A 22,847-nucleotide genomic window follows, 5' to 3' on the forward strand; every position below is an offset into this window, starting at 1 on the left:
GGAGCCTACACGGTTAATAATCGAAACGTCGCGTCAGTGAGATCGTTATAACCGCCAAACTCCTTAAAGAGGTCGGTACCTGACACTGCGGCGCCTTGGGAATGATCCCAAATCACTTGAAAGCTTTGGCCATCGATAACCAAAGTAAATTCGGTGAGGGTGATAAAGCTGTGCTGTTGAACCTGTTCAAACTCAGTTCGGGTTATCCAAGTATCTGAGGTGCCAAGCACGATGCTTAGCCCTGCTGCTATTGGCGCTTGATTAATATGAGGCGCACCATTAAGGGCGCGAATCATACTGGTTGCAACTCGTTTTTGCTTATCCCTGTTAAGCCATAACAAGGGCTCTGAGAGAGTAATGGTGTCTATCTCGGTCATTATCCACCTACTTGCTGCTGGCGTGTCATTTCAGCCATAAGCTCTGCCAAAATGCTCTTTGATGTCAGAGTATTAAACCGCTTACTACCTATCTGTAAAACCAAGACAGTTTCGTCTAACGATGAGGGCAAGGGTTGAGGGGTTGGAGTGGGTACCGGGGCGATATATTTTGTTGCTGCTGGGCTTGGCTTAACGGGCACGGGAGTGGATTTAGCCTGCTCGGTATCAGTCTGCTGGCGACTGGCCTTGTCTGCTTCCTTCTGAGCCTTGAACTCGGCCATCTTCATTGAATGAATACGCTTAAGGATCCGTTCTGACTCTTCAAGCTGGGCGATCAGGTTTTCATCACCCGTTCGCCTGGCTTTAATTAGCCGCTCATTGAGTTCGGCAAGCTGGCGTTCATACGCGCGCTTCTCAATCGCGGCATTATCACCCTCTAAACCATCGAGCTCATCTTTGAGAGATGAAAGAGTGTCTTTAGCACTACCCCGCAACTCATCCATTTTATCTTTGGCTTTATCGATAGCCGAGGTAAGCAAGCTCATATCTTGATCGTTAACCAGTGAAAGACTACGGGAGGCCATCTCGGCTTTACGCACCAACTCTACATTGGCGCCGCCTACTCCATCTAATGCCTCAGTTAATCTTAATAATTCCATTCTCTGTTCATAATAAGCGAGCTTGGTTTTCTTGCTTGCTATCACGGTTTCGATAGCGAACGATCTAATGCCGGTGAAATCAATAAATGCAGCGAAATCATTCTGTATGTTGCCAAGTTCTACGCTTAGGCTTCTATACTCCGCCCTGACCTTCTCAAGCTCAGATGAATCATCGACTAACTTATTCTGGTGATAGAGTATGTTTTTAAAATAAACTGTGGCCCCTTCACTCAACTCGGCGATATCTGCAGTGACGGACTGCAGATGATTAGTGAACGCTTGAGCTATCGACACCAAAGCGTACCCAGCTTTCTCTGCACTTTTGGTGACAGTGTTCATGGTATTAGATATAGTGGTACCAATACCTTTTGAGTCCGTTTCAACCTTATCTTTGGTATTGCCAGTTTGTTTCCCAAGGCCTTTTTGAACTTCATTGAGTCGCTGATATTGCGCGATAACTAGTTCAAGGTCGCCAGTTAAACCTAAAGCAGCAGCTTGCTGGCGAACAGAGGCATCAACTTGCTTATCACTGGCAACAGCAGCCTGAACAGCTGCCTCGGCATATTTCAAAAAAGCCTGATTCAATTCATAAGTTGAAACAGCTCCTTCTTTTGCTCCCTTCTTAATCACCTGATAGGTTATTCTTGCAGCTTGTTCTTGATCTCTTAACGTTTTGACCGTAGTGATCCCCCCTTTGGCCATGATATCTTCAAGTTCTTTTGCACTAGCGGCTTGCAGTTGTTGTAATTGAGTTTGTTTTTTCTGAGTAGCAGCCAGTTTTGCGGTGATTAGCTCTAAAGATTTCTGTGCAGATCCATATTTCTCAACTGAAGCTGTACCTTGAATAAATGCTCGGCGCACCTCAACTAATGTTTGCTGTGCGAGTTGCTGCTGGACCAATAATTCTGCCTTAGTCGCTGCCGTAGCCTTGATAATAGCCAGCTCTAATTGCTGCTGGTTTTTAATCTGCCCCTGCTGGGCAACAGAAAGTTCCAGGGTGACTCGACCGAGATCATTCTGGGCTTCCATGAACAGATAACTGGCTTCACCACCTTTTTGTGCACCATCAACCAACTCAGTATAAGCCTGCTTAGCGGCAAGCTCTTGTGCAGTAAGTGTTTCAATCTGTTTATTACCTGCAGCAACAACCTTTTCGGCCTCACTCACCTGAGTCGTGGTGCTCTTTACTGCTTCGCTAGCTATTTTTTGATAAGCGGCAGTAGTATCACTTTCAACGGTGTTGGTAACTTGTGCCCAAGCAGTTTTGATATCTTGACTGTCTTGTTCTAACTGCTTTAAATAACCGGCAGATAAAGCGTTAAGTAACTCAGAGGCTTTACGAATTTTAGCCGCACTTTCTTCACCACCAAGAGATTCAACAAATATTGCAAAACCTTCTGTCATCAAGGCCCAACTTTTAGTGGCCACAGCTGCAACACTAATGATGCCAGCACTTATTGAATTCCAAACTATTTTTAGTGAGCCTGAAATAATGTTAAGTGCTTCTGCAAATGCAGTAATGTTGTCAAGCATCCCCTTTAGGCTACTGCCACCATCCCTTAAAATAGATGAGAAAAACTGGCTAATATCTTCAGCTGCCGCTTTAATTTTTCCGTCTTGATTTAATCTGTCGAACTGTTCATTAAGGTCTTTGATGAAATCAACGGCTACCTGATAAACACCAGAATCAGCAATGATCCGTTTGAACTCTTCAAATTTATTGGAGATCAGATTAACTTGGCCAGCTAACCTGTCGAGGCTTTTAGATGCTTGACCGTTCGCTTGCTTACCCATCTCATTAAAAAGGGCGGCAAGGGTTTCGCGACCAAGCTGGCCACTTGCAGATAATTTTTGAAGCTGAATTGTATTTTTACCAGTAACCTTCTCAAGCAGATCCCAAACAGGTACACCCCGTTCTACCAGCTGCAAGATCTCTTCACCCTGCAGTTTTTGTTTAGCCCATGCTTGACCGACCGCAAGAATAATTCCCTCTAACTTCTCCTGACTCCCGCCAAGCCTAGCGTTGTAATCGACCATGGATTGCAATGTACCGTTCATGGGGTCGATACCAAAAGTTTTCAGAGAAGTAAAAGCAGTCCTCACACTCTCGAGACGAGTACCAGTTTTATTGGCAAACTCTTTTATCCAGGCAGTCGCTTGCTCTCCTTGTGCAATTGACCCCATCATGGCAGACATTTGTACAGTAAAAGCCCTGGCATCATCACCTGTAGTCAAGATCCCCTTCAAACTTTCCCACAATCTATCAATACCAATATAGGCACCAGCCATAGCAAGTAGACTTTGTGTAGCCGAGCCGATAGAACCACCAAAATCACGGGCTGATTTTTTCGACTCTGTAAGTAATTTATCATGGCGAGAAAGTTGTTTATTTACACCACTTATCGCGGTCTTTGCTGCAACTTGTTGTTGCTTTAACTCTTTACTGGCATCGGCCAGCTTATCCATTGAGTAACCGGCTTTAGTCAGTTTATTGGTTTGCTGCTCTAGCTCAGTCTTATTCTTACCTAAGCTGGTCGCTAACTTGTTAAGCTCAGATCTTGCGTTCTTAACCTTAAGGGTATACTCGGCTTTCTTACGTCCAGCCTCATCGGCACTGGTACCAATGGCATCGAGTTCATGACGCTGCTTGTCGAGGGCTATACTCAGAGCTTTGGCGCTGGCTTCTGTCGTCGATTGTGCTTGCTCTAATTGCTTAAGATCAACGCTGGCTTTATTGAGCGCAGCGGCTTGTTCCTTACTGGCCTGACTGCCCTTTTGTTGTTGTGCTGTAAGCTTATCAACTTGAGCACGAGTATTTTCTAACTGCTGTTCATACTGGGCTAGCTGTGTTTTGGCTTGTTGATATTCTTGCTCGGTTTTCTCAGTTTGGGCTGATGCCTCTTTATGCGCACCATCAAGCAGCTTAACAGCGGTAATGGCTTGTTTTTGTTCCTTGACCAACTTATCTAGGGCAAGGCTATTATCGGTATAGGCTTTTTCACCTTTACTGATAGCGCGAGTCAGATCATCTATCGCCCCTACGGCACCTTGCAGATCTTCAAGCTCATGCAAACGTTCATTTAAAATTTCACTTTGCTGAGCCAGATCAGCCAATGCCTTTTCAGACTTATTGGCTTCTGATGAGAAAAGGTCTTTACCTTTGATGATCAGGTTGACGACTTGATCTTTAAAACTCATCGATAACACTCCAATGAATAAACAGGTTCAACAAAATGAAAAAGCCATCACCACTCTCGAGTTCTCAATAGTGGTGATGGCTTAAGGGATCACAGAACAAAAAGAGTGTTAGGCGGCACTTCGAACAAAGAATTTCGACTTACCGGTTGCAACAATAGAAGCATCGGCCAGCACGCCGCCCTCAATGTCGAATGAACCAAAATCATCACCAATCAGATCAAGTGAAGAAGTTGGGCTTGGCTTCCACTTGTAGAATTTTAAGGTCCAAGGTTTACCCGTGGCATCGTTAATACCGTCAATAACCACTTTCACCTCTTTGCCTGATTCAACCAGCGCTTGTAAGGCGTTGCCTGCTTTTGAGGTATAGCTCACCTTAATGGCTTGCCCTTCAGTCATAGCACCGGTGCTTAAAGGTCGAATACCACCAGCGCTAACAATGTAGTCAACATCGACATCATAAGTGGTGGTGCCAGCCTCATTCTTCAGCACAGGCGCAATACTTGTGTCGATCATCTTTGTAGTATCACAAAGGCCATCCAGAACGGCAGTCAATGGCTCATCATCCACAGCACCAGCAGCAACGACTTCGACCTTGCCACGCAAACCAAGAGCCATATTTTCATTGCTAAAATCATTCATGGTGGCTGATAACTTCACCGACTTAATCTTAGTAACCTCAGCAGAGTTCCCGCCGCCACCGCGATAGTTCGGTTGAGATTTGGTTTCTTGCTCGATATCAATTTTAACGCCGCTGGCATTACCGACATCACGACCATCGACATACATAATGCCTGAGCCGATGTAGCTCTCGGTTACTGTTTCACTCATAGTAAATCTCCAAATGTAACGGTTTGAGTTATTGAAAGGGTGATCACCGCTAAGCCATGCTTTTCATGAACTTCGGGCATAATGTATTTACACGGTTCTGGTTCAGTAAAGCTGATCACACTTGTAAGCCACGAGGGTTTAGCCGGGTTGCGTTCACCTTTGAAAAACGCCTCCCGGATCTGCCTGACAGCATTAATAAGTTCAGCGGTAGGCTTAGCCGTTGAGGTCAACTTAACCCCCACAACCAGTTGCAAACGCAACTCGTCTTTATAGGGATTGTTACCTGAGGGGATTTCAGCAGAATCTTGATGAGGTTGAACAAAAATAAACTTGCTCTTGCTGGCTGATGATTGCGTGTAGAAACCTTCACGCACGTCAAATCCATCAACCGCTTCAAGGCGGGTGATAATTGCATCTATCATGAGATCCCTCGGCTGATTAAGCCATGTTAAGTCATATGTTTGGTATATCGATCACGAAGGTAATGACTGATTTTTTCATCTATCTCCGGACGAATAACCCCAAAGCTCCCCGCCACTGATGGACCATAAGACGCCTGTTGAATGTCACGCCAACTGTTATCACCTTTCTCTCGAATAGCCATTAACGCATTGCCATTGCGGCCAGTGAATTGAAAGGCGCCACGAAAGATGTGGAATTTATTACGAAGCAAACTGATGCTATAGCCTGAACTAACTTGGCGAGCGGGTTTAGTCTTGGCGTTGCGAGTTCTTCGAGTATTAACGAAACGGGTCAAAGTACTGGCTCTATACCGTGAATACACTCGAGCCTGTAAAAACCTAGGTTCAACCTGGAGCTTAATATTGTCATCAACATAACTTCGAGACTTAAAACCATACCGATTAAACACGGCATCTACCGCCTGAGCTTGACCGTATATGGCAGTGTCTTTAATTGCTTGAGCAATTGCAGGGGCTTGCTGGCTTCGCATTCGCCTGAGCTCTTTATTGACGGATTCAAAACCTGTTAAATGCACCTTATTACTGGCCATAAGTTGCCCTCTTCACGCTAAATTTCTACATAGATATAAATAACGCTGATGTTATCCACCTGGTAAATCTGGGTTAACCGGCACTGCTTACCTGTAGATTGAAAATCACCTTGCCCATCAAGAATGCCAAGTTGAAACAGATCATCACAATGAACAGGCCCATCACTTAGCAGAAACTCAGCCATTGTAACGGGTTGAGGTATGTACTCTTGCGAGGTATCTGGCTCAGTGACATGAGGAACGACACTACGATTAGCAACGACCCCACCCGAATCGGGAGTGAACTGACAGGTATCAGCCAGTTTACGAAAAGCCCTTTCGAGCTTAACTGCAGCCTTAACCGCAAAACTAGGCATTAATTTTTACCCAGGCAGTATCTGACGGGTTACCAGCTGCAGCCCATGCTTTACCCGCTAAGGTGTTTCCCGATGCTGTTGAGGTAATGTTGCCATCGGCCTTAATGTAAACTTGTGCACCTTGACCAATATCATCAGCTTGCACCTTAGGCAGTTCAAATACACCGGTGGTGACAAAGGTTCCTTCGTTATTAGCTTTCACATCACCTAATGCAACAGCAACAAGCTTACCGATTAAAGCCGGCGCCCCACTGGGAACATCGGCAGCGGGAGTATGATCAATAGTATTACCATCACAGATTTGATTCTTCATAACAGGTTTCCTGTTTAATAAAGCTGAAATAACAAAACCGCCCTAGAAAATGGCGGCCTTAATGGATCGAACAAGCAGATTAAACACCTGTAGATTTAACGAGTCCTCGATGATCGAGTGGCGCAACACCTGCATCGATTCGAACTTTAGTGGCGACACCATCGATGCTAAAACCGTCTTGCTGCTCAATATAGGGCGTGTCGATACCGTCTAGGTAAGCGACTTCGATAGTGTCACGACCTTGACCTGCTGCAAGGTAGTATGCCTTGTCGCTTGAAGCTTTAAGACGCGCCTCGGAGATCACTTCGGCAAAATCTTGCATTGGGTTAGCAATGCCCGCATTGATATCGGCACCTTTAACCGAACTAGACTTGATGATCTGGGTCAAGGTACGCTTAAGGTTAGGAGGACACAGCACAAATTCTGGCATGATGTTAAGCGCGCGCGGGTTCTTACCGCCTGTAGTTTGGCTCTCCATTAGCTCAGCCAGCACACCTAGCACTTCGACACTTGGCGCACCGCCGCCCAAGTTGCCATGTTCGGCATGAAACAGCGTTTTACCATCGGCCATTTTGGGGTTACCGGTTAAGATTGCAAACACCAGATCACCGATAGTGCCTTTTGCTGCCATCCCCATTTTCATAGGGATTGATGTGAGCATATCCATATCATCATTGATGATGCACTGACGAGTGATAGAGAAAATTTCACCATAAGTGGCCAGCGCAATATCGGCACCTTTATCACCTAAAGTGATGTACTTATATTCAGCCCCTTCACGTACTTGGCGCAAACTGCCGAACTCTTCTAAGCCCACACGCTTGGAAACTTTAAAGTCTCCAAGTTGGCCTTTTTTAGTGAAGCGCTCAAAGGTTTCTTGGGCCATTTCCCAGCCTTGTAGCACCGATTTATTGGCGACATCAAGTAAGATGTTGCCAAAATCCGATGAGCTGTGAGTAAACGCCAGGCCTACCATCTGCATCTGGTTGAGCCCCGCAATGCCAATACCACGATCGGCAAGAGAAGCACGGGCTAACTCTTTCAAGTTATAGCTTGAGTAACCATTATCTTTTTCAGCTTTAACGTGGCCAGCACGCGCCATCAAATGCGCACTGATAGAGTCCCCCACTAAATTGCCGTTACCAGAATGAATAATCACACTTTGAGGCTGGGGCGCTGCTGGATCTGTATTTTGGCCAAGAGCAGCTAAAATTTTGTCTTTAGCACCTGAAGCATCTATTGTCGCATCGGCAATACAGGTATTCTTTAATTCTCCAAACTGAGGAAACGAAGCAAACGCCGCATTAATTCCGTCAATTCGCTCTTTATTCATCGTTGCCGCAGCGGCAGAGATATCAGCTTGTGAGGGTTGATTTAGTGCAGGGGTCGCGGGAGTTGGCGTATTGGTAGCACCTGGATTATTACCCTGTGGTGCAAACAGGTTTTTTAGAGCTTCTGGCATATTGGTAAAATCCTTCAGTCGTTTCGAACTTAGTGATGCTGCCATCTGCAGCGGATCGGTTAATGTGTCTGCAAAGCCTTTTTCAACAGCCTCGCTACCAGTGAGCCAAGTTTCACTGGCGAGTAAGCTATGGAGATCATCATCGCTGAGCCCTGTTTTTTGCGCATAGGCTCCAATCAGGTTGCTTTCGACCTTATCGAGCAGATCGGCATATTTGCGCATATCGTCGGCATCACCTAAGGTGCCACCCCAAGGTTTATGCACCATCATCATGGCGTTCTCTGGCATGATGACCTCATCGAATGCCATGGCGACAACTGATGCCATAGAGGCAGCAAGCCCATCGATATAGCATACCTTTTGCGCCGGATGACCCTTGATGATGTTGTAAATCGCCATGCCTTCAAATACATCGCCACCCGGACTATGGATTCTGGCAGTGATTGAGCTCACTTTGCCTAGAGCCTGCAGATCTTGGGCAAACTGCTTAGCGGTAATACCCCATCCACCAATCTCGTCGTAGATCATCAACTCAACATGACCATTTTGGGCTTTTAACTGATACCAGTTTTTATCAGGGACCGACTGATCATTAATCGCCTTGCTGGCCATGCCTTGCGGCGCGGTTAGCATTGCGCTTGTCGGCATTGCCGCGAGCATTGCTGTTGCTAGTATTGTTTGTTTCACTGTTAGGTTCTCCAAGTGAAGGATCAGGGTCGTTGGCTGTCACCATGTTGTTGTCGCGGTTATACTCCACCTCGCGTTTACGCTGGCGTTTCACTTCCGCAGGATTTCGGCCCCGGGCTCGTGCCCACTCGGCCTCGGTTGCCGCATTACCGGCTATCATCATTTCCCACCCCTCAGCCTCTTTCCTAGGGTCTATCCAAGGCATAGTTGGGCCGTAATAAACACCATCAAAAAGGGTGTTGATATCGAGGTCTACAGGCAGAATTAGTGGGTCAACTTTATTTAGCTGCTCCATCTTGAGCCAGTTTCGATAAACAGGTCTGGACCACCCGGCACAAAACCATTGCTGCATGATGCGGTTTGATTCGTCTTGCTCTACTAGCTCTTGGCGCTGACTGGAATAACTTCCCTTATAATCCCGGGCAATAGAGGAATAACTACCACTAGTACCCGCCGCCGCGGCTTTCATCTGACCATTACGAAAATCAACCAGATGAACATTGGGGCGATTAGACTCGAGAGTGTCGATGTCTTCACCTGGTGCCAGAGTTGTAGTCATGCCCGGACCAAATTTTATATCTTGGGTCTTTTCTCCCTCAGGATTAAACAGATCAGGGGACCCACGCTTGATAACAAAGGCTAATGCCGCCGAGATCCGCGCCGCAACCCGCTCCGACTCTTCATAGTCTTTGATATCTGCCAGGCGAGTCATAATGCCGTGAAACAAGCTAATGCCACGTAGCTGGTGCAGACGCTTAAACAAACCAAGGTGCAACATCTTAGCTTTAGGGACTTGCTTCGTTTTATAACGAAAGCCTTTCTGATCTGCGGGGTGATCGAGCAATACATGGTAATTAACCACCTGGCCCCAACCATTCACCTCAAACCCTTGTCTGATCCGCTTAGCGATATCATTAAGTTCATAAGGAATAAAATCAGGCTCTAACGCTTCTATAGAGTAAGGCGTTCCCTGCTCGTTGGGATGAATGAGCTTAGGGACTTTACCAAGTACATGCTGACCAAATACCTCCCCATCTCGTAATGCTGTGCGCAACGCTAAACGCTCAAGTTCGGGTCGAGAATAACGACCTGTAACATCTGGTTTTAGAGACCAGTTACCGAAACGGCGTTGCAATTCATTAGCAAAGTCATCAAGAATATTCCCTTCAAGATCACGAGGCTGAGGCTCTACGACTATTCCTTGAGCCCCCACAACTCGCTCCTCCATTCGATCAAGAATACCGATGCTGAGATCATGATTCTCATCTAACCAGCGAGCCTGCTCACGCAAGCTTTTACCTGCAGCAAATACAGCTTGGTTAGCCCCTCTTCCCTCTTTTTTAGCCTTGTGAGTTCGACTAGACTTTGCAGCTTCATAGCCTTTTATCGCATCAAAGCTTTGCTGTGCAGCTTCTCTATTTAATGCCCACCTTGGCGAGATATGAGAAATAGCATTATTTATCCAGCTCATTATTTTTTCCTTAAAACATTGCTCAAGAAGGGCTTAGAACTGAGCCTGACCAAAGCCGCCATTAGGGCGAGAATATGCTGAAACTCGACGCTCCCACTCCATACGACCTTTCCTGATTTGTTCCAGATCTTCCATTCCCATGGTTTTGCCGTTAACCACTACCGTTTTACCATCAAGCACATCCAGTTCAGCTACGACATATGCATCTACCATTTTTTTTGCTAATGCTTGGCTCATAGCCAGCCTCCTGTGCCTGTATCACCCAGCCAGTTATTGGTTTGAGTTGAACGTGATTCTGAATGGGGTTTTTCTGACTCGAATTGAGCGCTTTGTTCACTACCGGAATCGATATCGTTGGCTGCGGCAATATTATCTTTGGCCATTTTGTCTAAATCGATGCCGAAGCGTTCCATGGCGATATATAGGGCTGCTAAGGCATAAACCAAACAATCAAGTGCTTCGTTGCGCCTGCCACCAGCATCCCAGCGATAAACAGTGCGTCCATTTCTACGAACCGCTATTTTTCGCTCAGCAGTAAGCTGCTGCAGTTCAACATCATCACAAATGGATTCATTGAGAGGCAGATGAATAGCCCCGGGTTTACGAACGTACTGATCGGGCGCGATACGAAGCATCGACATAATCAGCTCTTTGGCGTTGTCGGTACCGACTTCTGTCAGATAGACGCCCTTGTTATTTCTCTTGCGAGGAAAATTAGCGATTGGCTTGCCATAGACGTTGGCCCCCTTGATGGGTATGACCCGCATAGGACCAAGCTTTTTACTCATGGCATAAACAGTATCGGTATAATGACCGCCACTGTCCCAACCAACGAGCCCCAGTTCTAAACGCACACCATCAGCGCGAATATAGCTTTGCTGCAAGCGTTCAGTGACTTTATCCAGCAATACTTGGCTAGCGGGATCCCCATAAAGAATAAATCTATCGACTAAACAACACTCTTTACCGGGTCCCCATCCCCAGATGCGACCTTCATAACGATCATCTTGGGTATCCACACCGACAGTGAGATACACCACCCAATCAGGGACTTTGTTTTCAGGGTACATTTCCCGGCGCCGAGATAAATCTTCCCACTCTAAACGCTCACCATTGTCAGCATCCCAAGGCTCACCCAGTTTCGTATTCACGAAAGTCTTTAGTTTTTCTTGATCACCTCGACACTTAAGAAAGTCTTTAACCAATTTCGCCCAGGTCGTTAGCGGGTTATAGGCAGACCAGATATAAACAGCGATATTATCTGGGGTGGCACATTCAATGCCGTCAGTATCAAAGAAGCTAAGAAAGTCTTTTGTCTTAAGCCCTGTTTTTTCACATATCCACATCGCATCAGCATGCTCTTGCATTGCCATTAGTGATGCGTTTTCTATTACGCAGCCATTATGCTCACAGCAGTAATAAGCAGATTCAGGCTTACCTATAGGCCACTTAATCCCAAATGGCTCTGTTTTACCGCCAAACTTCAAACTCTGGCGTTCGTCACAATGTGGGCAAGGCAACATAAATCGAAAGTGATAAGGGCTTTCACTGCAAGCTTTCTCTATCTGACATTCGCCCAATACCTTAGGGGTTGAGCCCCGAATAGATTTTGGAAATGCCGACAACTCAAAACGAGTGTCGCCTAAAGTGGTGGCATTACCTTCTTTTTCGATATCAGCAAGAAAAGCGGCGAGCTCATCATAGATACATTCATCAACTGAGATTTCACGATAGTTTGCAGCTGCAGTACCACCACGAACATGTAAGGTTTTACCATTGGTAAAGAACTTGGTGTCTAAAGTGCTGTCACGGTGTTTCTTACCTAACCAGGGTGCCAACTTGCGCCAAATAGGAATATCTCTGATTGCAGACTCAACATGAGCCTTCATAAACTTTTTAGCCAAACCATCGGTTGGCTGATAGATCACTGAGTTTCGTTTCTTGTGTTCGATCTTGTAGGCCGTGTTGGCCATAAGCATCTTGGTATAGCCCACCCGCGCCGATTTCATGAAATTCAGCGTGGTGATCTGGTCGTTCCCCATGGCATTAAGAATGCCAACCTGAAACGGTAATGAAGTCCAGCGACCTTCTGAGTAACTGCTCTCAGATGACATATAAAAGTGCTGATCAGCATATTCACTGCAAGTGAGTAATGGTGGCCTATAGAATGAACGTAGCCCAGCCGATATCGCCGCTTTCAGACTCTTAATCTGTGCTGGCGAGATACTCATCTAATAGTCCTTCCATTTCGCCTGCTAAATCAGCGCAGAGGTTTTGCCCAGTGATCACCTCTGACTTGATAGAATCAATCATCTTCTCGGGGGTATCGGGAAATTTACGTTTTATCTGCAAGGGAATTTGATCGAGTATCGGTGCAATCTGAGCAGCAATTTTTGACAGAAAAAAGGTAGAGAACAAAACCTCTACCACCTCTTTACGATCTTTTTCATTTTTCAGCTCTTGGCCATCGGCTTGCGCCTTGGTAAGCCGATATCGTTCATAGTCAATATTGGGCTTTTCTGGGTCGAAGTCATCAAGGGATGACTGTTGTTTTTTACGCTCATTACCGACTCGGTTAGCAACCACATCGGCTACTGTATATAGACGCTCACGGCCCCTTTTACTATGAATAGGTACCGCCCATTTATCGAAGGCGGTGGTGCTGATCCCCAGGCTTTTACACAAGTCAGATTTATTGAGTAATACAGGCTCAACCTCTTTTGCAGTAATACGAGCCATAGTTACACCTTAAGTATCTTCTTGTTCCAACTTATCCATTTTTGCTTTAATTAATTGTGTCTCTAACTCATGCAATTCTGTATCACGTCTGTTTCTTGCAGCCTGGTAAATCCAGTTGATCACGAAGGTCAACACCGCGAACAATATGCCAATCCATAGCGCTATATGATTCACTGATACGGCTCCCCCTGCAGCGGTGGTAAAAGAGGCTCCATAGGCCGCAGTTGATAATACTTTTTGCACATTTGGATCATTAATCATCAGTATGAGCCTCCCACCACTTTCTGAGTCTTAGCCAATCGGTATTACATTTAGCGATAATACTAAGCAACAATAAACTGTACTCGAGGTGATCGGCATTAGTCGTAACCTGTTCAAGAGGCAGTTGGCACTCGCTAATCATTTCCATTGGAGGTAACACATATTCTGTCTGAGTGGTGGTCACGGCGCGCACAATTAGCGGCTTGCTTGAGCAACCTGGCAGCATCAATAGGCAAAGGAGTATTGGCCCAATCATTAACTTGATCATTCTTGGAGTTCCTTAACCTATCCAGCTGTTTTGATTGTTGGTAAAAGGCAGTTTCAATCTCATTTTTAGCCTGATAATTTTCAATATTTAGAACCGATATTCGTTGAGTCTCTTGCCTTAAGCGTTCTTTTTCAACTTCGGCTTTCCTGACGTTCTCAGCCATGAAGTTCAAATCGGTCTGTAAAACGGCTTTGGCTAACGAGAGCGTTTCAATTTCACTTTCTTTAATGGCAACTTCTGAACGGACCAGAGAAAGGGAAACTCCTAGTAGGACGATCGCTATAATTAAAAACGCAATGATATACAGGTGAAATCGACCACCTGCGGATAGCAGCTGTCTCAACATCAATTAACTCCTCTAAACAAATTTTCCTTTCTGCTTCACGGCGCCGTATTAATCCAGGTAATTTTTTACTATCGGCATAGACCCAACGTGATAGCTCATTACAAGCCCCAACTCTATCTGCTGCTAAAAGCTTGCGTCGAAGCGTTGAATCTCTGAAAGCCCCAGGCCCAACGTTATAGATAAAACTGAGATACGCTGCATGTTCACCGTCAGTGAGCATCACCGGATGTGATAACCGTAGAAGTTGCCTATCGAACTTAGCTAAGTCTTTGGCGAATAACTCTAGACACTGCTGCTCACTGAAAAATTGACGATGCTCTAGCTCTGGGCCTGTGTGGCCATAACACGCAGTAAGAATGCCAACTGGATCAACATAAGTTTCCAAGACTCGTCCCTCGAAAGGAGCCACTAAAGTTGTCCCGGCAAAAACGGCTACCGAGGCTAAACCAAATGCCGCAAGTTTTTGGGATAGATTCATCATTAACTCACTAGAATTAGTAGGCCTTAACGAGGCTAAGCAGAAGCAGTTAAACCAAGTAGAGCGATGTCATGATCAACACCTTCTTGATAAACAATTTTGAGGTCGAGCTTTTTAGCTAGGGCTTTCTCAGCCAGCGCTCCATCCGAGAGATCCCAACCATCAAGTACGTATATCTCATCAGCACACATCAACATGGGAATGCAGATCTGCATATATTCAGCTTCACTCAGACCAGCTGGGAGTATTGCTGGGTTAAGTACAATTTTGCCTAATTCTTTCTGAACATCAGCAGCGAGATTAAACGCCAAACGATTGCAATCGACCAAACCTGACATTGGCCCGGCAATATAAACCTTGCTACGAAACATAAACCCACCTAGCAACAGGCAAAAAAATAGCTCCTAAAAAGGAGCTACGAAGCGAGAGACCGATTGAAATAGCTGAAACAGAGCAATAACAAGCTTAGCTAAATATACCCATTTAGAAGGGGATTAAAAAGGTAATAAACGACCGAAAAACGGTAACAATCGACCCAAAATGTTAAATACCCTAGCCTTGTATTCAATAGTTATCAGTTAAGTGATAACTCTTCAATTTTAACTGGGCGATGACAGCGAACCGAACGAATTACCACTCCCTTAACTACAAACTCATCGAACTCTTGAATCGTAATAGAGCTTGAGCTGCCAGGATCGGAATATAGAACCCGATACTTCGTATTTATAAGAGTGGAGATCAATTCACCATTCAGTTCAGCAACGACCAAATCATTACAAACAACACTCTTCGACTGGTCAACAACAAGCAAATCACCATCGAATACACCTATATTTTGTAAATCATCTCCTTGAGCCAAATAGACTTGAGTCGCAGAAGGAGTTTCAATCAGCAGATCATCTAGATTTAGTGGCTTCTGATAGTAATCTTTAGCTGGACTCTCGAAACCTGTAATGCCGCAGCTAGCACTAATATTGATAATTCTCATAAACCACCCAATGACTGTATATCCGTACAGTCATTGTAAGTAAATAACCTAAAAAATCAAGTTTAATGATTTGAAGCATTCCAATTGAAAGTGTCAAACAGAATAAGAGAGAGAATGAGAAAAAGCAGTTGAACTCGTAAAGGATCACAAAGTTGGTCTATTGGATCTGATTTCAGCGACCCAAAGAGTCATAGCGGGGATGTTGTTAAAACTCTATATAATCAATGCTAAATTAGGGGTTCATGTGAGTTGATCGCTATCAGGACTATCTTGCCGCGATAAAACAACAACCCTAACCCCAAAATCCTCATATGTAGTTAAGCACTGAGGTTCGCCGCCCCCGCACGGCTTTTAGCCAGAAGGACCCACGTAAAAATTAAGACGATTAAAGGCGCCGGAGCGCCTTTAGTATGCATTCAAAAAACTTAGTACTACTTCCAGCATTCAGGGCCGAAAATATCAGATTCGTGTGCATCATCAGTATTCATGAACAAGCTAATCTTTTTCCCCTCTTGAGTAGTAATTATATCAATATTATTACCACTAAATAGGGGGACATACTGCACCGTTTCATCGAATGTTTTAGTTGAATAATCCCTAAAATCAACAGTGTGCTCGACAGTAGCTCCTGCTGCTAACACATACCAGTCAAACTCTTCATAGTTGGGTTTTGTTTTATAAGTAATATTTAAACTAGGACCTTCAATCACCGTATATAAGCTTAGACCAGCGTATATAGGATCAAACTTAGACTTGTCCATGTAATAAGGATCAACTAGGAGATCTTGCCCTGATACATTAGTAAAACTTAAAGTAATTTGACCTTGTTGAGAGCATATGGGAGCTATATCAACAGAGATATAACTACTATCCATGTTTGTATTTCCTGCAACTGCAGTATTGGCTGATAATGCTAATACTAAAGCTAAACTGGCAGTTATAATGCTTTTCATAAGTACTCCCCTATAATGTTTTCAAAGAAGTAGGTGTAGGCGCTTTATATTCAGCATCATCTGGATAATCAGGCGGGTGGCCATTACTGGTTGCGCTTGCATTAACTGACAGCAGCAATGCAATTAAGTAAAAAAGGTTTTTCACTATTTAACTCCCTTTATTCTAGTGCGGCAGGAGATTAACAGAATATTAATCACCAGTAAATCAATTGCTTACTGATTGCTATTTACCGTTTGCCCTAATGCCTTTGAGATTAATTAGCTAGAAGTTCTGTTTCAGCGCGTCTTAACCAAAATAAAAACGCTTTCTTGCTATCGAATCCCAGAAGCGGCCATTCCATGTTACAAATGTACTGGGCTCTTAGTGCTCGACGACAATCTACCGTCAAGCAATATACTTTCATGTCGTAGCGATTGATGTGCTCCGGTGGTACATGCTCACGACTTCCACCGCAACTGCTGGGAATAAACGGTTCCTTTAGTCGGTCGCAAGCACTTCGGCTTGAGTAACTTTGACCAAATTCTTGCTGCGCCCAATAGCGGCCCCACACTTTCAACTCTTTCCGTAGTATCTTAATATTCATTAATGCGTCGCTTTTCTCATGCTGCATGGCTTGCCACCTCAGTCACTTTATCCAGGGGCAATTGAAATACCTGGTCGAAAATCGCTGACAGATCATCATAAGAAACTGCAGTCCTTCCTCGTTCCCAACTGCCATAAGTTTTAGAGCTAATCCCATAAATCTGCGCCACCTCATCTTGAGTAAATCCTCTGATGGTTCGACCTGCTTTGAGTAAATCTGAACCTTTTTTCTTCATAAATTTCCCCAAAACCTACCAAATGCATACTCTGTTAGTAATGATGCAGTCATAGCTATACCCACCCACTAGCCATCTGGCTTTCAGCTGTCCCATGATCAACACTTGATCTAGGCAATATCTCAGGCGCAACAGAAGAAAATCCCTGATCAATTAAATAAGCATGATATTGCTCTAATGCCTGGCTCATTCCTTTATCGAGAGTTGATTTAACATAGGTACGCAACAATACCGGCAAGGCATGATTAACCAAACGCTCACCAATCATGGTATCGACTCCCAGATCGGCCAGCATGGTCCTAAATAAAATACGCAGATCATGACTAGTAAAATGCTTAAATCGAATATGAGTATTCCACTTGTGTGCTGTACGGATTGATATAGGTCCAATCATGCCGGGAAACAAATAAGCACGCTTACCCACATGTTTAAATTGCCACTGCTTATAGCGTTTAAGTAGGGATCTGGCTGAATCTGTTAAGGGCAATCGGTGCTCTTGCTTATTTTTTACATGGCTAGCGGGGATCACCCAAATATCACCTGCAAAATACTCCCATCGTGCTTGGCGAGTCTCATTAATCCGGGTACCAAACATCATCATCAATACAAACAACATTTGTACCGGCATAATTTCAACACTCAAACGAGCAAACAACTCTGATAAATCGGTTTCAAAGAGTCGGGTATCTTTGGCACCGTCTAACTTTATCGAGTCAGTCACTTGATAACCGGCGATTGGGTTTGTATTAAGTAAACGAAGCTTTGCAGCTGCAGCGAACGCCACCTTAAGCTTATTCACAGCTTCACGAATATAGTTAGGTGAAAACTCATCTTGAAGCATTGTCTTAACCAGTCGAGTATCTATTTCAACAAAACTGACCTCACTCAAACGAAGCGTTCCCAAGCGGGGCATAAGATGGCACTTAATCAACGAAGCTACATTGCTACGCCAACTAGCACTATAAGTTGAATTGTTTTTGATATGAGCCTGATACCAGTTAAGGAGATCGCCCAAACTTTCAAACTGGCCTATAACCATATTTCCAATGCTCCGTTTAGCTAGCATGACAGGCAGATCATTGGCTAATGTCTTGATACAAACACTTGGCCAGGTGGCTATCTTCTCCCACTTTGTCTCACCACCCACATTCAACACCAAGAAGACACTTGCCTTAGCACGGCCAGCATTTGCCCTTAGACGTAACTCAGGAAAGCGAAGATCACGAAAATCACGAGTGATCCCCCCTTTAAGCCACCTTCTGATCGCCGCATCATTCAATTTACCAATATCAACACCTGACATCATATAGGACCCACTAGACGATATTCATATGTATTACAGGTTCCAGCCCGGATCCGCTTAACCCGATTGGATAAAGGAAATTCACGCCAACGAGCAGAAAGTGCAGTCTCACTATCATGAGAGCTAAAGCGAGTAAGACACTCCAGCTGAATCTCAAACAGAGTCCAGAATTGAGGCCCTGTAATGATTTGCTGTAGGCGAGATTTTTGTGTGAGTTTATTAGTTTCATTTGTAGTCATTAGAACCTCTCAAATCTAAATTTTTACGAATCAAAGCAATATTTTGTTTTGCAGCATCAGGTTTGGTTGGAATATTCATCTTAGGAGGCAGCGCCTTAGGGAGCTCAATATCAAACGGCTCACCAGCCAAAAAACGACGAACAAGTACATCGTAGTTACGGGTATACACCTCAAACACTTCCTTTTTGTTCGCTCGACTGAACATCCAGTATCCCGTTTCACGCATTGCCAACCACACCAACTCATGAGTCCAACTGTGACTAGCTGCATTGCGGTAGTGCTTAAGCGCCTCACGAAATGCTTGCTCAGTTTCAGGTAACCCCGCATCATTCGCACAAGGCAAACACCAAATGCAGAACTGACGTGGTGAAGGCCAAAATTTTCTCTCCCCTACTTCACTCCGGGCACGATTCAAACCGTATTGAACTTGATCACGGCTTCGAATTTTTTGTGCAGCAAGGGTTTTTAGCCACTCAGCCTTATGAGTTCCCTCTACCTCGATCTTTGGCGCCCCAACAGGAAACAAAATTTTAAGCTTCTCAAACACACTATCGACAATGGCAATATCCATATCTGACGGTTCAGGCCTACCAGATGCTGAACCACCAACACCCACTATCGGCCCTGAACTCAGCAAGGTTTGCAGACTTTTAGCTCTCATATCAGCGGGTCCTTATCGTTAAAAACATGTTGAGCCCAACCGTTATTCAAATGTTCGGGATCACCGGATACTTGCCCAGGCCTTGTCTTACTAACGCCGGCATTGGTCAACCAAGCCAATTCAAATCCACGCCAATTTCGAGTCACACATTCAGCCAAACAATCATCGACTGGGTATCCAGCAGCGACTGCAACATGCAGTTGCTTTGCAAGACGGTTGATCACTGTCTGACTCACATCGGCTTTTTGACGCTTACGCATTGCCATCCAATCAGCCAAGGTCTGTTCACTCGGCATGCCTGGCCAACAAGAAAAATCCAACATCGTTTTTTTCGATTTGGGTAAATCTTTTAAAGGTTCATTGACTGGTTCAAAAGAGTGACTGGTTCTGGGTGCAGGAGATTCACTAGGGGGTAGTGAATCTCCTGCACTAGGTAGTGAATCTGCTGCACTACCTAGTGAATCTCTTGCACTAGGGGGTGAATCTGCTGCACTAGGTCGATTACGGTCAAAAGACGTTAAATTTAAGTGGAAAATATTGCTTGAATTGCCCTTTTCACCCTTCCTAAATTCACGCCTCAAAAAGCCCTCGTTCTCAAGGTTTTTTACGTGGTTCATCACGCTTCGCCGGCTAATTTCACATTGCTCAGCAATATGTTGATAACTGGGCCAACACTCGCCGGTGTCGCTGGCGTTGTCAGCCAGCTTAATGAGCACTAACTTACGTAAAGGATTGCCCACTTTTGCCTTCATGGCCTTTACCATCAGATCCATACTCATGTGGGGCTCCCCCACACTCTCGCCAAATTGACGAAACATGCTTGTATGCGTAACATAGTTGTTGCCTCTCATAGGTATTAAGCCGTTCGGTCGCCAAACTAAAGCGGGCTTTCTTATTTCACTTCACTCACACAACAAAGGAGTAACAGCCATAGACGCTGTACACCTCTATGTTTGTTTAAAATTTTGCTGGAAGCCAAGCGATGACCGAGCAAGATCTTCGATTCTTACTGACTCAAGAAATGCAAGATTGGACTTTGCCAAAAGCAGCCACCGAGTAGATTCGCAATCCGTAGCAGCGGCCTTAAGCTTTAAGCTGGCGGCCTCACAGCTTTTAATTTCAATACGGTTATGTGTTAAAGGGTCTAAGTCATCTAACGGCTTATCACTGAACTGATTTGTGCTCATAATCATCATTTTATTCACCTTGCTGCCAAATATGGATAAGCCAGCTCTAACGCTTGCATACTCCCCTGCGTCGTCGCTGCCGATTCCCTAAGTTCACGATGCGCCGCCACTAACTGCTCACGGCTAGGCGCCTCGCCCAAATGGATCACCGCCACTTGCGCCTCAGCATTCTCTTTGGTGAGTGACGCCGCCATATCAACCACCTTAAGCACGGCACCGTCGCTCACCTTGTCGGCAATCACCGTCACGCCAACGCAACTAAACACGTCATTTAAATAGCGCACCCGCAAATGCTCCGGCAATGCCGCCACTAACGCCTGCTCTACATGAAACAACCGCTCAGCCTGCGGGTGCTGCCCCTCGTACTGCCCCAACCAACGGAACAGCTTTTGTGCATTCACCCGCGCATCGTTATGTATGTCTTGGGTATGGGCAAAGCTAATGCCCTCAGTGGCGAGCACCTCCGCTAAACCAAGGCGATCAACCGCCGCCACAAAATCCATCGCCAGCGCAAAGCGTGTCATTTTGGGCAGTTCTAACACCCGATGAATGGTCTTCATCAACAAACTCAAACGGCTCACGCACTTATGTGAATTGGTTTTCATGTGCTTTTTTCTCCTTCAACCTAAAGTAAACCTAAGCCACATTCACTGGCTTGGCGTTATCAATAGCCACCGCATTCACTTTCAGCGCCCCATGGGTTAAGCGCTCAATTTGAAATGCGCGAAGCGCTGGAACGTCATCACCCCATTGGGAAACTGACGCGGGATTAATACCTAACGCTCTAGCTAATTTTGCTTTCCCTTTAAAGTAATCAACTGCTTCAGCTGTATTCATTTTAAGAAACTCTAATAATTTAAGTTTTCTTAAGTTAAAACCAAATAAAACCTAAGTCAAACTGATTTAAGATTACTTATATGAAAACATTAGCCGAACGCTCTAAAGAGCGAAGAAAAATCATCAAGTTAACTCAAATCCAACTCAGTAAAAAAGTTGGAGTATCTGGCGTGACAATCTCACAATGGGAGTCTGGTGATACATCACCAAAAGGTGAAAACCTGTATAAGTTAGCTAAAGCACTAAAATGCTCACCTGATTGGTTACTCTTTGGCGAAAATAGACAAACCAAGCCAGAATCAAATGCTGAATGGGCTGGCGGGTTTGAACTATGGGACAGTGATAGCCCATTAGGTGAAGATGAAGTTGAAATACCGTTTTACATGGAGGTCGAACTCTCGGCGGGTCAAGGCATTGCGGAAACCGCCGAACACAAAGGGCCTAAGCTACGCTTTGCTAAAAGCAGCCTAAAACGCCAAGGCGTTAACAGCCTACAAGCGGCCTGCGTAAAAGTGAATGGCAACAGCATGGAACCCGTACTCCCACACGGTTCAACAGTCGGGGTAGACACATCCGCGACAACCATCATTGACGGCAAAATGTACGCCATCAATCACGACGGCATGATGCGAGTCAAAATGCTGTACAAACTTCCTGGTGGCGGTATGCGCCTTCGCAGCTACAACCTCGACGAATACCCCGACGAACGCCTCGATGCCAACCAGTTAAAACAGGTAACAGTGATCGGCAAAGTATTTTGGTACTCAGTTATAGTCTAAAGATATATTTCATCACTAAAGCAAAGCTGCTCTAACGCATTTTTTGACATAAATGCGTTAGAACTAAAGCTCTCGAAATGACTATTTCCATTAGAGGAAGTATTGCAAACAGATATACGGTAACGCCCTGCTAATAAGTGAACCATGTGCTGGCGGGCGATTTGCTCAGCAAATGGCATGACAGCCTTGGTGAACCTTAATTTAGCAGCTTGTTAGCTGCACTTCGGCTTTGCAAAGTACTTTTGATATATTCCATAACCACCTTGCCAGAACGACAATGCCGATAAACAGAAGAAAAAAATAACCAAGCCAATAAATGTTAAAGGGTTAGATTCCGCTGTAAGGAATCCATATTTTGACGGGATGTATAGTGTGCCTGTCAGAGCGGCGACTACTGCTACAACAAAAATAATTGTTGACCCTATCAATTTCCACCAAATTGTAAGTGTGGTTTCGTTTTCCTTAATGAATAACATAAATCCTCATTAGACTGCTAACGCCCTGTTCTAGGGAATCCCCAGATAATTTCTTTTGTTTTCAAAAGCTAGACACACATGGTGCAATTTGATCTAATCAATTTCGCCAAAAACAAACCAGATAACAACACCATGCGCGATATTAAGATA

28 protein-coding genes and 1 pseudogene are annotated in these 22,847 nt (G+C 44.9%); 1 reads left to right on the forward strand and 28 read right to left on the reverse strand.

The genetic code is table 11. The annotated features are described in order from the left end of the window. Positions 1 to 5: 5 nt before the first annotated feature. The 27 genes and pseudogenes from FS373_RS17415 to FS373_RS17545 all read right to left on the reverse strand — a co-directional run bounded on the left by FS373_RS17415 (position 6) and on the right by FS373_RS17545 (position 21,442). Entirely contained in the window at positions 6 to 377 is a 372-nt protein-coding gene (locus FS373_RS17415) for a hypothetical protein (RefSeq protein WP_227992917.1), read from the reverse strand. Next, on the reverse strand, positions 377 to 4,234 hold the full coding sequence (locus FS373_RS17420) for a tape measure protein (RefSeq protein WP_152829962.1): 3,858 nt from the start codon (positions 4,232 to 4,234) through the stop codon (positions 377 to 379). Before FS373_RS17420 ends, FS373_RS17415 begins: the two co-directional genes overlap by 1 nt. 108 nt (positions 4,235 to 4,342) lie before the next feature. Next, the gene (locus tag FS373_RS17425; protein ID WP_144046864.1) at positions 4,343 to 5,062 is read right to left on the reverse strand and encodes a hypothetical protein; all 720 of its coding nucleotides are present in this window, start codon (positions 5,060 to 5,062) and stop codon (positions 4,343 to 4,345) included. Next, positions 5,059 to 5,484: a hypothetical protein gene (locus FS373_RS17430; protein ID WP_144046865.1), complete on the reverse strand. Its 426-nt coding sequence runs from the start codon at positions 5,482 to 5,484 to the stop codon at positions 5,059 to 5,061. The genes FS373_RS17425 and FS373_RS17430 overlap by 4 nt, the downstream gene beginning before the upstream one ends. Before the next feature lie 26 nt (positions 5,485 to 5,510). Continuing rightward, positions 5,511 to 6,074, reverse strand: coding sequence for a hypothetical protein (locus FS373_RS17435; RefSeq protein WP_144046866.1), 564 nt, complete (start codon positions 6,072 to 6,074; stop codon positions 5,511 to 5,513). A gap of 17 nt (positions 6,075 to 6,091) precedes the next feature. Further along, positions 6,092 to 6,430, reverse strand: coding sequence for a hypothetical protein (locus FS373_RS17440; protein WP_152829963.1), 339 nt, complete (start codon positions 6,428 to 6,430; stop codon positions 6,092 to 6,094). After that, positions 6,423 to 6,743 carry a DUF2190 family protein gene (locus FS373_RS17445; RefSeq protein WP_152829964.1) on the reverse strand — a complete coding sequence of 107 codons (321 nt, stop codon included), beginning with the start codon at positions 6,741 to 6,743 and terminating at the stop codon, positions 6,423 to 6,425. Before FS373_RS17445 ends, FS373_RS17440 begins: the two co-directional genes overlap by 8 nt. 79 nt (positions 6,744 to 6,822) lie before the next feature. After that, positions 6,823 to 8,892 carry a ClpP-like prohead protease/major capsid protein fusion protein gene (locus FS373_RS17450; RefSeq protein ID WP_322619523.1) on the reverse strand — a complete coding sequence of 690 codons (2,070 nt, stop codon included), beginning with the start codon at positions 8,890 to 8,892 and terminating at the stop codon, positions 6,823 to 6,825. Further along, positions 8,798 to 10,363 carry a phage portal protein gene (locus tag FS373_RS17455; RefSeq protein WP_144046869.1) on the reverse strand — a complete coding sequence of 522 codons (1,566 nt, stop codon included), beginning with the start codon at positions 10,361 to 10,363 and terminating at the stop codon, positions 8,798 to 8,800. The genes FS373_RS17450 and FS373_RS17455 overlap by 95 nt, the downstream gene beginning before the upstream one ends. 33 nt (positions 10,364 to 10,396) lie before the next feature. Further along, positions 10,397 to 10,600: a hypothetical protein gene (locus tag FS373_RS17460; RefSeq protein ID WP_144046870.1), complete on the reverse strand. Its 204-nt coding sequence runs from the start codon at positions 10,598 to 10,600 to the stop codon at positions 10,397 to 10,399. Beyond that, a complete protein-coding gene (locus FS373_RS17465; protein ID WP_152829965.1) occupies positions 10,597 to 12,594 on the reverse strand; it encodes a phage terminase large subunit family protein in 1,998 nt (665 codons plus the stop codon). The genes FS373_RS17460 and FS373_RS17465 overlap by 4 nt, the downstream gene beginning before the upstream one ends. Further along, the gene (locus FS373_RS17470) at positions 12,569 to 13,102 is read right to left on the reverse strand and encodes a terminase small subunit (RefSeq protein WP_152829966.1); all 534 of its coding nucleotides are present in this window, start codon (positions 13,100 to 13,102) and stop codon (positions 12,569 to 12,571) included. The genes FS373_RS17465 and FS373_RS17470 overlap by 26 nt, the downstream gene beginning before the upstream one ends. Positions 13,103 to 13,111: 9 nt before the next feature. Further along, positions 13,112 to 13,345, reverse strand: a complete 234-nt coding sequence (locus tag FS373_RS17475) for a holin (protein WP_194165873.1) — start codon at positions 13,343 to 13,345, stop codon at positions 13,112 to 13,114. Between the two features lie 10 nt (positions 13,346 to 13,355). Continuing rightward, positions 13,356 to 13,631 (reverse strand): Rz1-like lysis system protein LysC, encoded by a 276-nt coding sequence (gene lysC / locus FS373_RS17480; protein ID WP_152829967.1) that lies wholly within the window; start codon positions 13,629 to 13,631, stop codon positions 13,356 to 13,358. Positions 13,632 to 13,981: 350 nt separating this feature from the next. Further along, positions 13,982 to 14,455: pseudogene (locus FS373_RS17485) on the reverse strand (lysozyme); the annotation flags it as partial. 35 nt (positions 14,456 to 14,490) lie between these two features. Continuing rightward, complete coding sequence (locus tag FS373_RS17490; RefSeq protein ID WP_144046874.1) at positions 14,491 to 14,826, reverse strand: DUF4406 domain-containing protein; 336 nt, start codon at positions 14,824 to 14,826, stop codon at positions 14,491 to 14,493. A gap of 203 nt (positions 14,827 to 15,029) precedes the next feature. Then, positions 15,030 to 15,443 carry a S24 family peptidase gene (locus tag FS373_RS17495; protein WP_144046875.1) on the reverse strand — a complete coding sequence of 138 codons (414 nt, stop codon included), beginning with the start codon at positions 15,441 to 15,443 and terminating at the stop codon, positions 15,030 to 15,032. Positions 15,444 to 15,874: 431 nt separating this feature from the next. Further along, positions 15,875 to 16,396 (reverse strand): hypothetical protein, encoded by a 522-nt coding sequence (locus tag FS373_RS17500; RefSeq protein ID WP_152829968.1) that lies wholly within the window; start codon positions 16,394 to 16,396, stop codon positions 15,875 to 15,877. Positions 16,397 to 16,406: 10 nt separating this feature from the next. Then, positions 16,407 to 16,541 carry a hypothetical protein gene (locus tag FS373_RS32465; RefSeq protein ID WP_265575337.1) on the reverse strand — a complete coding sequence of 45 codons (135 nt, stop codon included), beginning with the start codon at positions 16,539 to 16,541 and terminating at the stop codon, positions 16,407 to 16,409. Between the two features lie 455 nt (positions 16,542 to 16,996). Then, positions 16,997 to 17,215: a helix-turn-helix transcriptional regulator gene (locus FS373_RS17510; protein ID WP_152829970.1), complete on the reverse strand. Its 219-nt coding sequence runs from the start codon at positions 17,213 to 17,215 to the stop codon at positions 16,997 to 16,999. Between the two features lie 55 nt (positions 17,216 to 17,270). Then, positions 17,271 to 18,521 carry a tyrosine-type recombinase/integrase gene (locus FS373_RS17515; protein WP_152829971.1) on the reverse strand — a complete coding sequence of 417 codons (1,251 nt, stop codon included), beginning with the start codon at positions 18,519 to 18,521 and terminating at the stop codon, positions 17,271 to 17,273. Further along, positions 18,518 to 18,757 (reverse strand): hypothetical protein, encoded by a 240-nt coding sequence (locus tag FS373_RS17520; protein WP_152829972.1) that lies wholly within the window; start codon positions 18,755 to 18,757, stop codon positions 18,518 to 18,520. Before FS373_RS17520 ends, FS373_RS17515 begins: the two co-directional genes overlap by 4 nt. Then, positions 18,744 to 19,418 carry a replication protein P gene (locus FS373_RS17525; RefSeq protein ID WP_152829973.1) on the reverse strand — a complete coding sequence of 225 codons (675 nt, stop codon included), beginning with the start codon at positions 19,416 to 19,418 and terminating at the stop codon, positions 18,744 to 18,746. The genes FS373_RS17520 and FS373_RS17525 overlap by 14 nt, the downstream gene beginning before the upstream one ends. After that, the gene (locus tag FS373_RS32070) at positions 19,415 to 20,197 is read right to left on the reverse strand and encodes a helix-turn-helix domain-containing protein (RefSeq protein ID WP_227992919.1); all 783 of its coding nucleotides are present in this window, start codon (positions 20,195 to 20,197) and stop codon (positions 19,415 to 19,417) included. Before FS373_RS32070 ends, FS373_RS17525 begins: the two co-directional genes overlap by 4 nt. Before the next feature lie 168 nt (positions 20,198 to 20,365). Then, on the reverse strand, positions 20,366 to 20,614 hold the full coding sequence (locus FS373_RS17535; protein WP_152829974.1) for a hypothetical protein: 249 nt from the start codon (positions 20,612 to 20,614) through the stop codon (positions 20,366 to 20,368). Between the two features lie 5 nt (positions 20,615 to 20,619). Further along, positions 20,620 to 21,210 (reverse strand): hypothetical protein, encoded by a 591-nt coding sequence (locus FS373_RS17540; protein ID WP_152829975.1) that lies wholly within the window; start codon positions 21,208 to 21,210, stop codon positions 20,620 to 20,622. A gap of 31 nt (positions 21,211 to 21,241) precedes the next feature. Continuing rightward, complete coding sequence (locus FS373_RS17545) at positions 21,242 to 21,442, reverse strand: Cro/CI family transcriptional regulator (protein WP_152829976.1); 201 nt, start codon at positions 21,440 to 21,442, stop codon at positions 21,242 to 21,244. 80 nt (positions 21,443 to 21,522) lie between these two features. Here FS373_RS17545 and FS373_RS17550 point away from each other — a divergent pair, with 80 nt between their 5' ends. Further along, the gene (locus tag FS373_RS17550; RefSeq protein WP_152829977.1) at positions 21,523 to 22,221 is read left to right on the forward strand and encodes a S24 family peptidase; all 699 of its coding nucleotides are present in this window, start codon (positions 21,523 to 21,525) and stop codon (positions 22,219 to 22,221) included. 212 nt (positions 22,222 to 22,433) lie between these two features. Here the strand turns inward: FS373_RS17550 and FS373_RS17555 are convergent, their stop codons facing one another. Then, the gene (locus FS373_RS17555) at positions 22,434 to 22,697 is read right to left on the reverse strand and encodes a hypothetical protein (protein ID WP_144046994.1); all 264 of its coding nucleotides are present in this window, start codon (positions 22,695 to 22,697) and stop codon (positions 22,434 to 22,436) included. Positions 22,698 to 22,847: the final 150 nt, after the last annotated feature.

The organism is Shewanella sp. YLB-07 (assembly GCF_009377275.1).

Coding starts and splice junctions, on each gene's coding strand:
- FS373_RS17415 (WP_227992917.1), bottom strand. CDS start 377: ATGACCGAGATAGACACCATTACTCTCTCAGAGCCCTTGTTATGGCTT.
- FS373_RS17420 (WP_152829962.1), bottom strand. CDS start 4,234: ATGAGTTTTAAAGATCAAGTCGTCAACCTGATCATCAAAGGTAAAGAC.
- FS373_RS17425 (WP_144046864.1), bottom strand. CDS start 5,062: ATGAGTGAAACAGTAACCGAGAGCTACATCGGCTCAGGCATTATGTAT.
- FS373_RS17430 (WP_144046865.1), bottom strand. CDS start 5,484: ATGATAGATGCAATTATCACCCGCCTTGAAGCGGTTGATGGATTTGAC.
- FS373_RS17435 (WP_144046866.1), bottom strand. CDS start 6,074: ATGGCCAGTAATAAGGTGCATTTAACAGGTTTTGAATCCGTCAATAAA.
- FS373_RS17440 (WP_152829963.1), bottom strand. CDS start 6,430: ATGCCTAGTTTTGCGGTTAAGGCTGCAGTTAAGCTCGAAAGGGCTTTT.
- FS373_RS17445 (WP_152829964.1), bottom strand. CDS start 6,743: ATGAAGAATCAAATCTGTGATGGTAATACTATTGATCATACTCCCGCT.
- FS373_RS17455 (WP_144046869.1), bottom strand. CDS start 10,363: ATGAGCTGGATAAATAATGCTATTTCTCATATCTCGCCAAGGTGGGCA.
- FS373_RS17460 (WP_144046870.1), bottom strand. CDS start 10,600: ATGAGCCAAGCATTAGCAAAAAAAATGGTAGATGCATATGTCGTAGCT.
- FS373_RS17465 (WP_152829965.1), bottom strand. CDS start 12,594: ATGAGTATCTCGCCAGCACAGATTAAGAGTCTGAAAGCGGCGATATCG.
- FS373_RS17470 (WP_152829966.1), bottom strand. CDS start 13,102: ATGGCTCGTATTACTGCAAAAGAGGTTGAGCCTGTATTACTCAATAAA.
- lysC (WP_152829967.1), bottom strand. CDS start 13,631: ATGATCAAGTTAATGATTGGGCCAATACTCCTTTGCCTATTGATGCTG.
- FS373_RS17490 (WP_144046874.1), bottom strand. CDS start 14,826: ATGTTTCGTAGCAAGGTTTATATTGCCGGGCCAATGTCAGGTTTGGTC.
- FS373_RS17495 (WP_144046875.1), bottom strand. CDS start 15,443: ATGAGAATTATCAATATTAGTGCTAGCTGCGGCATTACAGGTTTCGAG.
- FS373_RS17500 (WP_152829968.1), bottom strand. CDS start 16,396: ATGAAAAGCATTATAACTGCCAGTTTAGCTTTAGTATTAGCATTATCA.
- FS373_RS17510 (WP_152829970.1), bottom strand. CDS start 17,215: ATGAAGAAAAAAGGTTCAGATTTACTCAAAGCAGGTCGAACCATCAGA.
- FS373_RS17515 (WP_152829971.1), bottom strand. CDS start 18,521: ATGATGTCAGGTGTTGATATTGGTAAATTGAATGATGCGGCGATCAGA.
- FS373_RS17520 (WP_152829972.1), bottom strand. CDS start 18,757: ATGACTACAAATGAAACTAATAAACTCACACAAAAATCTCGCCTACAG.
- FS373_RS17525 (WP_152829973.1), bottom strand. CDS start 19,418: ATGAGAGCTAAAAGTCTGCAAACCTTGCTGAGTTCAGGGCCGATAGTG.
- FS373_RS32070 (WP_227992919.1), bottom strand. CDS start 20,197: ATGAGTATGGATCTGATGGTAAAGGCCATGAAGGCAAAAGTGGGCAAT.
- FS373_RS17535 (WP_152829974.1), bottom strand. CDS start 20,614: ATGATGATTATGAGCACAAATCAGTTCAGTGATAAGCCGTTAGATGAC.
- FS373_RS17540 (WP_152829975.1), bottom strand. CDS start 21,210: ATGAAAACCAATTCACATAAGTGCGTGAGCCGTTTGAGTTTGTTGATG.
- FS373_RS17545 (WP_152829976.1), bottom strand. CDS start 21,442: ATGAATACAGCTGAAGCAGTTGATTACTTTAAAGGGAAAGCAAAATTA.
- FS373_RS17550 (WP_152829977.1), top strand. CDS start 21,523: ATGAAAACATTAGCCGAACGCTCTAAAGAGCGAAGAAAAATCATCAAG.
- FS373_RS17555 (WP_144046994.1), bottom strand. CDS start 22,697: ATGTTATTCATTAAGGAAAACGAAACCACACTTACAATTTGGTGGAAA.